Raw genomic sequence first — 12452 nt, 5'->3', positions numbered from 1 at the left:
ACCGCCCGCCTCGAGGGCGGCGGCGGCACGGGTTGCCCGTTTTCGTGCACGGGCGTTGGAAGCTGCGCGAAGATTAGTTTTGTTTCCCAATGGGAAACATATCGCTTTCCCTGAGATGAAATATCCGCCGCTCCAGGGGTAAATCCCGTATCGAGAGTTGCCCAGTTTTGGTGAATAAGTTTCCCATCGGGCTACTTCTTCGCAAGAGCCATGCCACGGGACGGCGCCGGAGACCGCCCTCTTAGAATCCAGGCCCAAGAGATGGCGTACCTCTTCGAACCGCCGCACCTCCGTGCGGCTGATGACGCCTACAGACACCTGACCTCGTCAGGGCTGTAGGCGCTCGCGTGCATGCATCCCCCGCTGGTCAGGCCGATCGATCCGAGCCCCTGAACCATGCGCAAACTTTCCAACTTCGAACCGCTGCAACTGCTGCCCTTCATCGGCCGATGGCTGCTGCTCGCCACGCTCGTGGCCGCCCTGGCCGGCACCGCCTCGGCCTTCTTCCTGCACGCCCTCGACCTGGCCACGGCCTGGCGCGAGGCCCATCGCTGGATCGTCTGGCTGCTGCCCGTCGCCGGCATGGCCGTGGGCTGGGTCTATCACCGGCTCGGCAAGCAGGTGGACGCCGGCAACAACCTGCTGATCGAGGAGATCCACGACCCTCGCCAGGTGGTGCCGCTGCGCATGGTGCCGCTGGTGCTGGGCGGCACCGTGGTCTCGCACCTGTTCGGCGCCTCGGTCGGCCGCGAGGGCACGGCCGTGCAGATGGGCGGCGCGCTGGCCGATCAGCTCACGCACGTGTTCCGCCTGCAGCGCGACGACCGCCGCGTGCTGCTGATGAGCGGGATCGCCGCGGGCTTCGCGTCGGTCTTCGGCACGCCGCTGGCCGGGGCCATCTTCGGCCTCGAGGTGCTGGCCATCGGCCGCATGCGCTACGACGCGCTCTTTCCCTGCATCGTCGCGGCCTTCGTGGCCGACCGGGTCTGCACCGCCTGGGGCATCCACCACACCCACTATGCGATCGGTGCGGTGGGCGCCATCGACGCCTGGCGCGTGCTCGCCGTGGTCCTCGCGGGCATCGTGTTCGGCCTGGTCGGCATGCTGTTCGCCACCGCGGCCCATGCGCTGGGCGCGCTGGTCAAGCGCCTGATCGCCTACCCACCGCTGCGTCCCTTCGCGGGCGGCGTGGTCATCGCCACGGCGGTGTGGGCGCTCGATGCCCACCGCTACATCGGCCTGGGCATCCCCGACATCGTCCGCTCGTTCCAGGCGCCCATGCAGCCCTGGGATTTCCTCGCCAAGCTGGTCTTCACCGTCGCCTCGCTGGGCACGGGCTTCAAGGGCGGCGAGGTCACGCCGCTGTTCTACATCGGCGCGACCCTGGGCAACGCGCTGGCGCCGCTGCTGCACATGCCCTTCGCGCTGCTGGCCGGCATCGGCTTCGTCGCCGTCTTCGCGGGGGCCGCGAACACCCCGATCGCCACCACCCTGATGGCGATGGAACTGTTCGGCGCCGACATCGGCCCCCTGGCCGCGATCGGCTGCGTCACCGCCTACCTGTTCTCGGGGCACACGGGCATCTACCGCGCGCAGCGCATCGGGCACCGCAAGCACCACGGGCGCGCCGCGGAGGACGGCAGGCGCGCCTGAGCGCCGGACGGTTCAGGCCGTGCTGTCGAGCAGCAGCTCCGCGAAGCGCTGCTGCACGTAGAGCGCGGTGGCGCCCAGCGGCCGCCCCTGCAGCCACAGCATGCGCACCGACAGCCGCGGCAGCGCGAGCGCGGGGCACGGCAGTTCCTTGAGGGCCTGGCGGTAGCCCTCGTAGTGCGCGATGTTGACGGGCAGCACGGCCCATCCGAGCTTGTCGGCCACCATCTCGGCCGTGCTGTAGAAGCTGTCGGAGCGCCAGACGCGCGGGCTGTAGGCCACCTCGTGCACGTCGTCCGCATGCATCAGCAGTTGCCGGTGCCCGACCAGGTCCTTGCGCCGCACGGTGCGGCCGTCGGCCAGCGGATGGTCGACCGCCACGAACACGCCCTGCGGCACGCTGCCGATGCGGCGCAGCTCGAAGCAGGCGCGCGCCGGGCCACGGTCGAAATGGAAGGCCACGCTCGCGCGCTCCTGCTCCACGTAATCGGCCACCTCGGTGGCGGTGCCGTTGAGCAACGTGAGTTCGAGGCTCGGGTACTTCACCGAGATCTCTCGCAACAGCGTGGCGATGGCGGTGTACGGCAGCGCCTCGTCGAAGGCCATCGAGAGCGCGGCCTCGCTGCCGTCGTGCAGCGAACGCGCGCGCTGGTCGAGCTGCTCGGCCTGGCGCAGCAGCTCGCGCGCCTCGAGCAGCAGCACCTGCCCCGCCTCGGACAGCTGCGCATTGCGCCGCGAGCGATCGAACAGCGCCACGCCGAGGTCGGCCTCGAGCAGGCCGATGGCCGTGCTCACGGCCGACTGGGCCTTGCCGAGCCGGCGCGCGGCCGCCGAGAACGAGCCGCAGTCGGCGGTGGTGACGAACTGGCGCAACTGGTCGACGGTCCATTCCATGGGCCTGCCTCTTTCTATCTATTTATCAGATGGGTTTTATCTTTATTCATCCATTCTATTGAAGCAAGATCGGCAGTCCAGGCGAGGCGACCTCGCCCCGTCCCTGAAAAGAGAAGTCCGTTCGTATGCCGATCTCCCGTCTCGCGATGCCCCGCATCCATACCGCCCCCATCGACCTGAACTGGTGCCACGACCCCGCGCAGGAAGCCGCCATCGCCGCGCTGTTCATGCGCCAGCTGAGCCCGCGCTACATCTCGCATTCCGAGTTGCAGGGCGAGCGCGCCGTCGCGCCCGGCGAATGGCGCCGCGACCTGCCCGAAGTGCTGCGCGCCGAACTGCGCGAAACGCTCGCGCTGCCGCCGGCCACGGCCGCCTCGCTGATCGCCACCGCGCATGCCGGCGATGCGCTGGCCGCGATCGCGCTGGTGTCCATCGACGAGGTCGGGCGCGCCGCGCGCGCCTTCGCCACGCTCGACGACCTCGTGGTCGATGCGCCGTTCCAGTCGGCCGGCGTCGGCGGCCAGCTGTTCGACTGGGTCTGCGCCGAACTGCGGCAGCGCGGCATCGCACGCCTGTTCCTCGAGAGCGGCCTCGGCAACCAGGGCGCGCACCGCTTCTTCGAGGCGCGCGGCTGCATGCCGGTCTCGGTCACGATGCTCAAGGAACTGGAGGCCTGAGCGATGAATACCGTGTTCAGGCAATGGATCACCCTGGTGATCGTCTCGATGGCGCTGCTCTTGATCGTGGTCGACATGACCGTGCTCTACACGGCGCTGCCCACGCTCACGCACGATCTCGCGGCCTCCTCTTCCGAGAAGCTCTGGATCGTCAACGCCTACACCGTGGTGGTGTCGGGCTTCCTGCTCGGCATGGGCGCGCTCGGCGACCGCGTGGGCTACAAGCGCATGTTCCTCGCGGGCCTGATCGTCTTCGGCGTGGCCTCGCTGTGCGCCGCCTATGCCGGCAGCCCCGCGGCGCTGATCGCGGCGCGCGGTCTGCTGGGCGTGGGCGCCTCGATGATGATGCCGGCCACGCTGGCCATCATCCGGCTCGCCTTCGCCGACGAGCGCGAGCGCGCGGTCGCCATCGGCGTCTGGGCCTCGGTCGCCTCGGGCGGCGCCGCGTTCGGCCCGGTGGTCGGCGGCGTGCTGCTCGAGTACTTCTGGTGGGGCTCCGTGTTCCTCATCAACGTGCCGGTGGTCGTGCTCGCGCTGGTGCTCGGCGCCTGGCTGCTGCCGGGGCGGCGCGCGGGCGCCACCGCGCAGCCGAAGCCCTTCGACGTCCTCGGCTCGGTGCAGGTGTTCGTGGCGCTGGTCTGCCTGGTGCTCGCGATCAAGGAATTCGCCAAGCCCGCGCCCTCGGGCCTCGCGATGGGCATCAGCGGCGCGCTGAGCCTGCTGGCCATGGCGCTGTTCGCGCGCCGCCAGCGTCGCAGCGCGAGCCCGCTGGTCGACTTCCGGCTGTTCCGCGACCCCTATTTCTCGGGCGGCGTGATCGCGGCCATCGTGGCCTCGGTGGCGCTGATCGGCGTCGAGCTGGTGTTCAGCCAGCGGCTGCAGCTGGTGAGCGGCCTCACGCCGCTGCAGGCGGGCCTGACGATCCTGCCGGTGCCGCTCGCCGCCTTCGTGGCGGGCCCGCTCGCGGGCATGCTGCTGCCGCGCATCGGTTCGCGCCCGCTGATCCTCGGCGGCCTGCTGGCCACCGCGCTCTCGCTGTGCGGGCTGGCGCTGGCCGTCGATGCCACGGGCGCATTCAAGCTCGCGGTGCTGGTGCTGTTGGGCCTGGGCGTGGGCGCGACCATCACGGCGGCCTCGAACGCGATCATGAACAACGCGCCGGCCGAGCACGCGGGCATGGCCGCGTCGATCGAGGAGGTGTCGTACGAACTGGGCGGCGTGCTCGGCATCGCGCTGCTCGGCAGCGTGCTCTCGTCGACCTACACGGCCACGCTGGCCATTCCCGACACGCTGGCGGTGCCGGCCTCGGCGCGCGACGGCATCGATGGCGCCCTGCTCGCGGCCGAGACGCTGCCCACCCAGGCCGGCACGCAGCTCGTGGCGCTCGCTCACACGGCCTTCGACCAGGCCTTCTTCGCGGTGATGGCGGTGGCCGTGGCGATCGTCGTCGCGGCGGCCTGCTCGGTGGCCGTGCTCGGCTGGCGCAGCGCGAAACCGCGCTGCGCCTGAGTCGAACCGTCAGCCTCTCGCGGCCTCGTCGATCAACGCCGCCACCTCCACCGGCTTCGACGCCAGCGAGGCGTGGCTGGCGGCCAGCGTGATGACCTTGCGCGCGCCGAGGCGCGCCGACATGTGCTCCTGGTTGGCCGGCGCGATCATGCGGTCGTCGCTCGAGATCTGGTACCACGAGGGCTTGTTCTTCCAGGCCGGCGCCGTGATGGCGTCGCCGAAGGTACTGGCCAGCGGCGCCTTCTGCGTCACGCCCATCACCAGGCCCTCATCGGCGCTCAGGTCCTGGCAGAAGCTCTCGTGGAACTTCTCGGGCTTGACCCACAGGTAGCCGTCGCTGTCGGGCGCAAGGTTGGGCACCGCGACCGGCGGATGCTGCTCGGTGATGGCGCCGGGGCTCTCGCCCGCATCGGGCGCGAAGGCCGCGATGTAGACCAGCCCGACCACGTTGGGCAGGTCGCCCGCCTGCGTGATGACGGCGCCGCCATAGGAGTGGCCCACCAGCAGCACCGGACCCGGCACCTGCGCCACCATCCTGCGCGTGCGCTCGGCGTCATCGGCCAGCGAGGTCAGCGGCAGCTCGACCGCGCGGATGCCCACATGGCCCTTGCGCGAAAGCTCGACGATGACCTTGGCCCAGTGCGCGGCGCCACCCCAGAAACCATGGACCAGAACGACTGTCGGCATGTTGCTCATGATTCGGAACCTTCCCTGTAGAACGAAAGAACGCCAGGCCCCCATGGCATGGCGGGAGGCCGTTATACGCCGCGCCATCGACCCGTCGGTGACAACCGTTCAGCCCGTGCTGACCATGCGCTGCAGCGCCTCGAGCGACAGCAGTTCGATGCGGCCATAGCCCAGCGCCACCACGCCCTCGCCCGCGAGCGCATTGAGTTCCTTCGACAGCGTCTGGCGCGTCACGCCGAGCATCATCGCCAGCGCTTCCTGCGGCAGCGCCACGCGCTGGCGCGTGTGCTGCGACTGCGTGGCATCGCCGCGCGCCAGCACCAGCAGGCGGTGCGCGACACGCGCGCGCAGGCTGCGCAGCGTGGCGTCCTCGGCCAGGCCGTAGAGCATGCGCACGCGCGCGGCCAGCATGGCGGCGATCGCGTTGGCGAACAGCACGTCGCGCATCAGCAGCCCGAAGGACCGCGGCGAAATCACCAGCAGGTCGAGCGCCTCGAGCGCGGTGGCGTCGTGGGTGCGCGGCGAGCCGTCGATCAGCGTGATCTCGCCGAACCAGTTGCCGGGCTCGAGCACCGCGAGGATCGCCTCGCGGCCGTCCTGGCGCAGCGACGAGATCTTGATGGTGCCCGCGGCCAGCCCGAAGAAGCCGCCGTCGGCGATCACCGGATCGCCCTGGCGGAACACCATGGCGCCGCGCCGCAGGTGGATCAGCTCGGCCGCGCCCAGCAGGTTCTCGCGCTGCGCGCGCGGCATGCTCATGAACCAGGGGTTCGACTCCATCGCCGCGCGATGGGCGGCGGACAGGCGCGGTTTGGCGGGAGCGGACATGCGGTGCGGCGGTGGCCGGAAAGAGGTGGAGGCCGATGGCGCGAGACAAGTCGGCGACAGGCGCGGGCGGGGTTTACCAGCAGCCTCAATTGTCAAATTCTTGACAGTTGAGCGTCAAGCCCGGGTCTACAGTGCCCTCACCCACGAACGAGAGACCCACCGGAGACGACAACGATGAATGCACGGGCAAGCTTCAAGACCATGCAGGACAGCACGCGCGACGACTGGCAGCTGATCGGCGGCGAATTCATGCAGTTCACGCGCGGCCTGCCGGAGCGCGTGATCAAGCACCTGCAGATCCTCGAGGGCGACTACGGCGGCTTTCCGGTCGACCGCTACACCCACTCGCTGCAGACCGCCACGCGCGCGCTGCGCGACGGCCGCGACGAGGAGTACGTGGTGTGCGCGCTGCTGCACGACATCGGCGACACGCTCGGCAGCTTCAACCATCCCGACATCGCCGCCGCGATCCTCAAGCCCTTCGTGAGCGAGGCCAACCATTGGATGGTGCAGAACCACGGCATCTTCCAGGGCCACTACTTCTTCCACCACATCGGCCTGGACCGCGACATGCGCGACAACTTCAAGGGCCACCCGCACTACGAGCGCACGGCCGAGTTCTGCGCGCTCTACGACAACCCGGCCTTCGACCCGAAGGCCGAGACCCTGCCGATCGCCGAGTTCGAGCCGATGCTGCGGCGCGTGATGGCGCAGCCGAAGCAGAGCATCTACAAGTCGGCGCTGAAGGAGCCGGCCACGGCCTGACCCCCTACCTCCAAAGGACCCCCACCATGAACGCCACCACCCAATCCGAAGTCCAGAAGCTCGTCTCCGCCGAGGAATGGCAATTGCGCGTCGACCTCGCCGCCTGCTACCGCCTGGTGGCGCTGTACGGCTGGAGCGACCTCGTGTTCACCCACATCAGCGCGCGCGTGCCCGGCCCCGAGCACCACTTCCTGATCAATCCCTATGGCCTGATGTTCGACGAGATCACGGCCTCGAGCCTGGTCAAGGTCGACCAGCAGTGCAACAAGATCATCGACTCGCCCTACCCCGTGAACCCGGCCGGCTTCGTGATCCACAGCGCCGTGCATGCCGCGCGCGAGGACATCCAGTGCGTGCTGCACACGCACACCAAGGCCGGCATCGCGGTCAGCGCGCAGAAGAACGGCGTGCTGCCGATCAGCCAGCAGTCGACCTTCGTGCTGGCCTCGCTGGCCTACCACGACTACGAGGGCGTGGCCTTCCGCGATGACGAGAAGCCGCGGCTGCAGGCCGACATGGGCCACGCCAACTTCCTGATGCTGCGCAACCACGGCCTCCTGACCTGCGGCAAGACCATTGCCGATGCGTTCCTTTCGATGTACACCTTCGAGAACACCTGCCAGATCCAGATCGCGGCCCAGTCGGGCGGCAGCGAACTCACGCACGTGAACCCGCAGATCATCGAAGGCGTGGGCCAGGCCATGAAGGTGCAAAGCGGCGGCCTCGGCGGCATGTTCGTCTGGCCCTCGCTGATCCGCAAGCTCGACCGCATCGACGACAGCTACAAACAATAAGACGCGTCGACCCCGGTTTCCCAGGCTGCCAGCACCCGCGCGACGGGGGCCGGCAGCCATTTTTTTAGATCCAGAAGAACGAATGAGGAGACAAGACCCATGGACGCCACGCTCATCGTGACCCGCTTCCTGTTCGGCGCGCTCGCGCTCGTGATGTTCGGGCTCGGGCTGTCGCTCTCGCTCGACGACTTCCGGCGCCTGTTCCGGCATCCGAAGGCCGTGACCATCGCGCTGGTGCTGCAGGTCATCGGCTTGCCGCTGGCCTGCTACGCGATCATCGTGGGCTTCGGGCTCTCGCCGGTGTTCGCGATCGGGCTCATGCTGCTCGCGGCCTCGCCCGGCGGCATCTCGGCCAACCTGTTCTCGCACCTGTTCGGCGGCAACGTGGCGATGAACATCTCGCTCACGGCCGTCAACACGCTGCTGTCGATCGTCACGCTGCCGCTGATCGCCAACTGGGCCATCAACCATTTCGCGCAGAGCGGCCAGGTGGTGCCGCTGCAGACGCGCAAGCTGGTCGAGGTGATCGCCATCGTGCTGATCCCGGTGGCCATCGGCATGTTCGTGGCCTCGCGCCGGCCCGGCTTCGCGGCGCGCATGGAGAAGCCGACCAAGATCTTCAGCGGCGTGGTGCTCGCGGTGGTCACGGTGCTGGCGATCGCGAACGAGTGGAAGACCATGGCCGCCACCTTCGCCGAGATCGGCCTGCCGGTGGTGCTGTTCAACGTGCTGAGCCTGCTCGCGGGCTACTACCTGAGCCGCGCCGCGGGCCTCGAGAAGCCGCTGGCCACCGCCATCAGCTACGAGATCGGCATCCACAACTCCACCTTGGCGATCTTCGTCGCGGTCAGCGTGCTCGGCAGCTTCCAGCTCGCGCTGCCGGCCGCGGTGTACTCGGTGGCGATGTACGTCACCGCCCCGCTGTTCGGATGGTTGCTGCTGCGCCGCCGCGCGCCCGAAGTGGCGCCTGCGCGATGATGCGCGCATGGAACTGAGGCAACTGCGCTACTTCGTCAAGGTCTGCGAACTACGCAGCATGGGCCGCGCGGCGGTCGAGCTCGGCGTGGTCACCTCGGCGCTGAGCCAGCAAATCAGCCGGCTCGAGAGCGAGCTCGCCACCCGCCTGCTGCAGCGCAGTTCCACGGGCGTCACGCCCACCGATGCCGGCCTGGCCTTCCTGCAGCAGGCCCAGCTCACGCTGCGCCATGCCGACGACGCGGTGCGCGCGGCGCAGCAGGCGCGGCTGTCGGGCCACGTCAGCGTGGGCCTCGCGCCCACCACCGCCACCGTGCTCGGCGTGCCGCTGATGCGCGCCATGCAGGAGCGCTATCCCGAGGTGCGGCTGCACATGGTCGAGGCGCTGTCGGGCCATCTCACGACCATGCTGCATGCGCGCCAGCTCGACCTGGCCGTGCTGTTCCAGACCGACACGCCGCGGCGCTGGAGCGTCGCGCCGCTGCTGGCCGAGAAGCTCTTCGTCGTGGCCTCGCCCACGCTCGCCAGGCGCCCCATGGGCACCAAGGTGCGGCTCTCGCAGCTGGCCGAGGTGCCGCTGATCCTGCCGAGCGGCAGCCACGGCCTGCGCGCCACGCTGATGGCGGCCTTCCTGCGCGCGCGCGTGCAGCCGAACATCGTGGCCGAGGTCGACGGCCTCGCACTGCTGATGGACGCGGTGCGCGCCGGCTACGGCGCCACCGTGCAGCCCGGCGCCGCCACCGCGCGCCACGACCGCGACGACCTCGAGCTCACGCAGATCGCCGATGCCCACGTGGGCCGGCGCAACCTGCTCGTGAGCCTGTCGGACGACGAGCTCTCGCCGGCCGCGCTGGCCACGCGCGTGGTGGTGGCCGACACCGCGCGCAGCCTCGTTCGCGACGGCCGCTGGACCGGCGCGAGTCTTCTCGAAAACTGAACACCCATTGCCGCTTTCGGCCTTTCGCGTGAAGGCCGCGCTGCCTAAAGTCTCCTGGATTCCAAGGAGACCCACGAGTGATAGACGTACTGGTTGTCGGTGGCGGCAATGCCGCGCTGTGCGCCGCCCTGATGGCGCGCGAGGCCGGCGCTTCGGTGCTGCTGCTGGAGGCCTCGCCCAAAGCATGGCGCGGCGGCAATTCGCAGCACACCCGCAACCTGCGCTGCATGCACGACGCGCCGCAGGACGTGCTGGTCGATGCCTACCCTGAAGAGGAGTACTGGCAGGACCTGCTGAAGGTGACGGGCGGCCTCACCGACGAGCACCTCGCGCGGCTCGTGATCCGCGCCTCGTCGAACTGCCGCGACTGGATGCGCAGCCACGGCGTGCACTTCCAGCCGCCGCTGTCGGGCGCACTGCACGTGGCGCGCACCAATGCCTTCTTCATGGGCGGCGGCAAGGCGCTGGTCAACGCCTATTTCCGCAGCGCCGAAAGGCTCGGCGTGCAGATCCGCTACGACACGCCCGTGGCCTCGGTCGAGCTCGACGGCGAGCGCTTCGTGGCCGTGCGCACCGAGGCCGGCGAACGCATCGCGGCCAAGAGCTGCGTGCTCGCGGCCGGCGGCTTCGAGTCGAACCGCGAATGGCTGCGCGAGGCCTGGGGCCGGAACGAGCGCGGCGAATGGCCGGCCGACAACTTCCTGATCCGCGGCACGCGCTTCAACCAGGGCGTGCTGCTCAAGCACATGATCGCCGCGGGCGCCGACAGCATCGGCGATCCCTCGCAGGGCCACATGGTCGCCATCGACGCGCGCGCGCCGCTCTACGACGGCGGCATCTGCACGCGCATCGACTGCGTGTCGCTCGGCGTGGTGGTCAACCGCGAAGCCCGGCGCTTCTACGACGAGGGCGAGGACTTCTGGCCCAAGCGCTATGCGATCTGGGGCCGGCTGGTGGCGCAGCAACCGGGGCAGATCGCCTGGTCGATCATCGACCAGAAGGCGGTCGGGCGCTTCATGCCGCCGGTGTTCGCCGGCACGCAGGCGAACACGCTCGGCGAACTCGCACGGAAGATCGGTCTGGACGAAGCCACCTTCGTGCGCACCGTGCAGGACTACAACGCCGCCTGCCGCGTCGGCCGCTTCGACCACACCGCGCTCGACGACTGCCACACCGAGGGCCTCGCGCCCGCCAAGACGCACTGGGCGCGCCCGCTCGACACCGCGCCCTTCTACGCCTACCCCGTGCGCCCCGGCATCACCTTCACCTACCTGGGCCTGAAGGTGGACGAGACCGCGGCCGTGCGCTTCGGCGGCCGGCCCAGCCCCAACCTGTTCGTGGCCGGCGAAATGATGGCCGGCAACGTGCTCGGCAAGGGCTACACGGCGGGCGTCGGCATGAGCATCGGCACGGCCTTCGGTCGCATCGCCGGCACGCAGGCAGCGAAGGCCGCCAAGAACATTTCGAAGAATTCCCCGGAGACCCTTCTTGCAGCAGCTCACTGATCTCGTCGCCCGCGCGCGTGCCGATGCGGAGGGCATCGGCGCCACCCCGTCGCGCGTGATCCCGATCCAGCCCGCCCTGCCGCTGACCGCCCCCGAGGGCGAGGTCGCGCGCATCCTGCAGATCTGCAACGCCTGCCGCTACTGCGAGGGCTTCTGCGCCGTGTTCCCCGCGATGACGCGGCGGCTCGAGTTCGGCAAGGCCGACACGCATTACCTGGCCAACCTCTGCCACAACTGCGGCGCCTGCCTGCATGCCTGCCAGTACGCGCCGCCGCACGAGTTCGCGGTCAACGTGCCGCAGGCCATGGCCCAGGTGCGCATGCAGACCTACCACGACTACGCCTGGCCCGCCGCGATGGGCTCGCTCTACGAGAAGGCCGGGCTCACGGTCGCGCTGGCCCTGGCCGGCGGCCTCGCGCTGTTCCTCGTGCTCGCGGTCGCGATGAGCGGCTCGCTGCTGCACGAGCCGCTGGCCGGCAACTTCTACGCGATCTTCCCGCACAACTTCCTCGCGCTGCTGTTCGGCACGGTGTCGCTGTTCGTGCTGCTCGCGCTGGCCCTGGGCGTGCGGCGCTTCTGGCGCGAGGTCTCGCCGGCCAACGACCCCGGCAACGCGCCGGCCATGGCGGGCGTGCGCGGGCCCGCGAGCGCGGAAGCGGCGCACGACGCGCTGCGCCTGAAGTACCTCGGTGGCGGCCATGGCGAGGGCTGCAACAACGAGGACGACCGCTTCACGCTGTGGCGCCGGCGCTTCCACCACTTCACCTTCTACGGCTTCATGCTGTGCTTCGCCTCGACCTGCGTGGCCACGCTCTACCACTACCTGTTCGACCTGCATGCGCCCTATGCGCTGACCAGCCTGCCGGTGCTGCTGGGCACCGCGGGCGGCATCGGCCTGGTGGTCGGCCCGATCGGCCTCCTGTGGCTCAACCTGCGGCGCGACCCGGCGCATGGCGACGTCGCGCAGCGGCCCATGGACCGCGGCTTCATCGCGCTGCTGCTGCTGACCAGCCTCACCGGCCTGGCGCTGCTGGCCTGGCGCGACACGCGATTCATGGCGCTGCTGCTGGCGGTGCACCTGGGCGTGGTGATGGCGCTGTTCCTCACGCTGCCCTACGGCAAGTTCGCGCACGGCATCTTCCGCTGCGCCGCGCTCTTGAAGTTCGCGATCGAGAAGCGCCTGCCCAGCCGCCTGCAGCTCGGCGCCGACTGAACCCATACCCGATATCGA

At 69.6% G+C, this 12452-nt stretch carries 12 protein-coding genes and 1 riboswitch; of the genes, 9 read left to right on the top strand and 3 right to left on the bottom strand.

Translation table 11 applies throughout. The features are described 5' to 3' along the window. Nucleotides 1-248: 248 nt before the first annotated feature. Nucleotides 249-318, top strand: a riboswitch (Fluoride riboswitch). A gap of 78 nt (nucleotides 319-396) precedes the next feature. Further along, nucleotides 397-1653, top strand: a complete 1257-nt coding sequence (locus tag ACEN9J_RS02410) for a voltage-gated chloride channel family protein (RefSeq protein ID WP_413763194.1) — start codon at nucleotides 397-399, stop codon at nucleotides 1651-1653. A gap of 12 nt (nucleotides 1654-1665) precedes the next feature. Here ACEN9J_RS02410 and ACEN9J_RS02405 read toward each other — a convergent pair whose 3' ends face one another. Further along, nucleotides 1666-2544 carry a LysR family transcriptional regulator gene (locus ACEN9J_RS02405; RefSeq protein WP_057598144.1) on the bottom strand — a complete coding sequence of 293 codons (879 nt, stop codon included), beginning with the start codon at nucleotides 2542-2544 and terminating at the stop codon, nucleotides 1666-1668. A gap of 125 nt (nucleotides 2545-2669) precedes the next feature. Between ACEN9J_RS02405 and ACEN9J_RS02400 the strand changes: the two genes are divergently transcribed. Next, the gene (locus ACEN9J_RS02400; RefSeq protein WP_261207207.1) at nucleotides 2670-3221 is read left to right on the top strand and encodes a GNAT family N-acetyltransferase; all 552 of its coding nucleotides are present in this window, start codon (nucleotides 2670-2672) and stop codon (nucleotides 3219-3221) included. A 3-nt stretch (nucleotides 3222-3224) separates the two neighbouring features. Next, the gene (locus tag ACEN9J_RS02395) at nucleotides 3225-4730 is read left to right on the top strand and encodes an MFS transporter (RefSeq protein WP_413763193.1); all 1506 of its coding nucleotides are present in this window, start codon (nucleotides 3225-3227) and stop codon (nucleotides 4728-4730) included. 9 nt (nucleotides 4731-4739) lie between these two features. Here the strand turns inward: ACEN9J_RS02395 and ACEN9J_RS02390 are convergent, their stop codons facing one another. Next, nucleotides 4740-5426: an alpha/beta hydrolase gene (locus ACEN9J_RS02390; RefSeq protein WP_413763192.1), complete on the bottom strand. Its 687-nt coding sequence runs from the start codon at nucleotides 5424-5426 to the stop codon at nucleotides 4740-4742. Between the two features lie 99 nt (nucleotides 5427-5525). Next, complete coding sequence (locus ACEN9J_RS02385; RefSeq protein ID WP_057597478.1) at nucleotides 5526-6245, bottom strand: Crp/Fnr family transcriptional regulator; 720 nt, start codon at nucleotides 6243-6245, stop codon at nucleotides 5526-5528. Nucleotides 6246-6419: 174 nt separating this feature from the next. Between ACEN9J_RS02385 and ACEN9J_RS02380 the strand changes: the two genes are divergently transcribed. From ACEN9J_RS02380 to tcuB, 6 genes are all read left to right on the top strand, one after another. Continuing rightward, nucleotides 6420-7010 carry an HD domain-containing protein gene (locus ACEN9J_RS02380; RefSeq protein ID WP_413763191.1) on the top strand — a complete coding sequence of 197 codons (591 nt, stop codon included), beginning with the start codon at nucleotides 6420-6422 and terminating at the stop codon, nucleotides 7008-7010. Between the two features lie 26 nt (nucleotides 7011-7036). Then, nucleotides 7037-7804 (top strand): class II aldolase/adducin family protein, encoded by a 768-nt coding sequence (locus ACEN9J_RS02375; protein WP_057597476.1) that lies wholly within the window; start codon nucleotides 7037-7039, stop codon nucleotides 7802-7804. Nucleotides 7805-7903: 99 nt separating this feature from the next. Further along, nucleotides 7904-8782, top strand: a complete 879-nt coding sequence (locus ACEN9J_RS02370) for a bile acid:sodium symporter family protein (RefSeq protein ID WP_413763190.1) — start codon at nucleotides 7904-7906, stop codon at nucleotides 8780-8782. Nucleotides 8783-8789: 7 nt separating this feature from the next. Then, a complete protein-coding gene (locus tag ACEN9J_RS02365; RefSeq protein ID WP_413763189.1) occupies nucleotides 8790-9716 on the top strand; it encodes a LysR substrate-binding domain-containing protein in 927 nt (308 codons plus the stop codon). A 77-nt stretch (nucleotides 9717-9793) separates the two neighbouring features. Then, nucleotides 9794-11221, top strand: a complete 1428-nt coding sequence (gene tcuA, locus ACEN9J_RS02360; protein WP_413763188.1) for an FAD-dependent tricarballylate dehydrogenase TcuA — start codon at nucleotides 9794-9796, stop codon at nucleotides 11219-11221. Beyond that, nucleotides 11205-12434, top strand: a complete 1230-nt coding sequence (gene tcuB / locus ACEN9J_RS02355) for a tricarballylate utilization 4Fe-4S protein TcuB (protein ID WP_413763187.1) — start codon at nucleotides 11205-11207, stop codon at nucleotides 12432-12434. The genes tcuA and tcuB overlap by 17 nt, the downstream gene beginning before the upstream one ends. The last annotated feature ends 18 nt before the right edge of the window (nucleotides 12435-12452 follow it).

This window comes from Variovorax sp. Varisp41, from assembly GCF_047325085.1.
In the GTDB taxonomy this organism is placed as follows: Bacteria; Pseudomonadota; Gammaproteobacteria; order Burkholderiales; family Burkholderiaceae_C; genus Variovorax.
The sequence above is the reverse complement of the archived record's forward strand: the minus strand, read 5'-3'. Positions and strand labels throughout refer to the sequence as shown.

Excerpts from the sequence above, each read along its gene's own strand:
- ACEN9J_RS02410 (WP_413763194.1), top strand. The coding sequence starts at position 397 with ATGCGCAAACTTTCCAACTTCGAACCGCTGCAACTGCTGCCCTTCATC.
- ACEN9J_RS02405 (WP_057598144.1), bottom strand. The coding sequence starts at position 2,544 with ATGGAATGGACCGTCGACCAGTTGCGCCAGTTCGTCACCACCGCCGAC.
- ACEN9J_RS02400 (WP_261207207.1), top strand. The coding sequence starts at position 2,670 with ATGCCGATCTCCCGTCTCGCGATGCCCCGCATCCATACCGCCCCCATC.
- ACEN9J_RS02395 (WP_413763193.1), top strand. The coding sequence starts at position 3,225 with ATGAATACCGTGTTCAGGCAATGGATCACCCTGGTGATCGTCTCGATG.
- ACEN9J_RS02390 (WP_413763192.1), bottom strand. The coding sequence starts at position 5,426 with ATGAGCAACATGCCGACAGTCGTTCTGGTCCATGGTTTCTGGGGTGGC.
- ACEN9J_RS02385 (WP_057597478.1), bottom strand. The coding sequence starts at position 6,245 with ATGTCCGCTCCCGCCAAACCGCGCCTGTCCGCCGCCCATCGCGCGGCG.
- ACEN9J_RS02380 (WP_413763191.1), top strand. The coding sequence starts at position 6,420 with ATGAATGCACGGGCAAGCTTCAAGACCATGCAGGACAGCACGCGCGAC.
- ACEN9J_RS02375 (WP_057597476.1), top strand. The coding sequence starts at position 7,037 with ATGAACGCCACCACCCAATCCGAAGTCCAGAAGCTCGTCTCCGCCGAG.
- ACEN9J_RS02370 (WP_413763190.1), top strand. The coding sequence starts at position 7,904 with ATGGACGCCACGCTCATCGTGACCCGCTTCCTGTTCGGCGCGCTCGCG.
- ACEN9J_RS02365 (WP_413763189.1), top strand. The coding sequence starts at position 8,790 with ATGGAACTGAGGCAACTGCGCTACTTCGTCAAGGTCTGCGAACTACGC.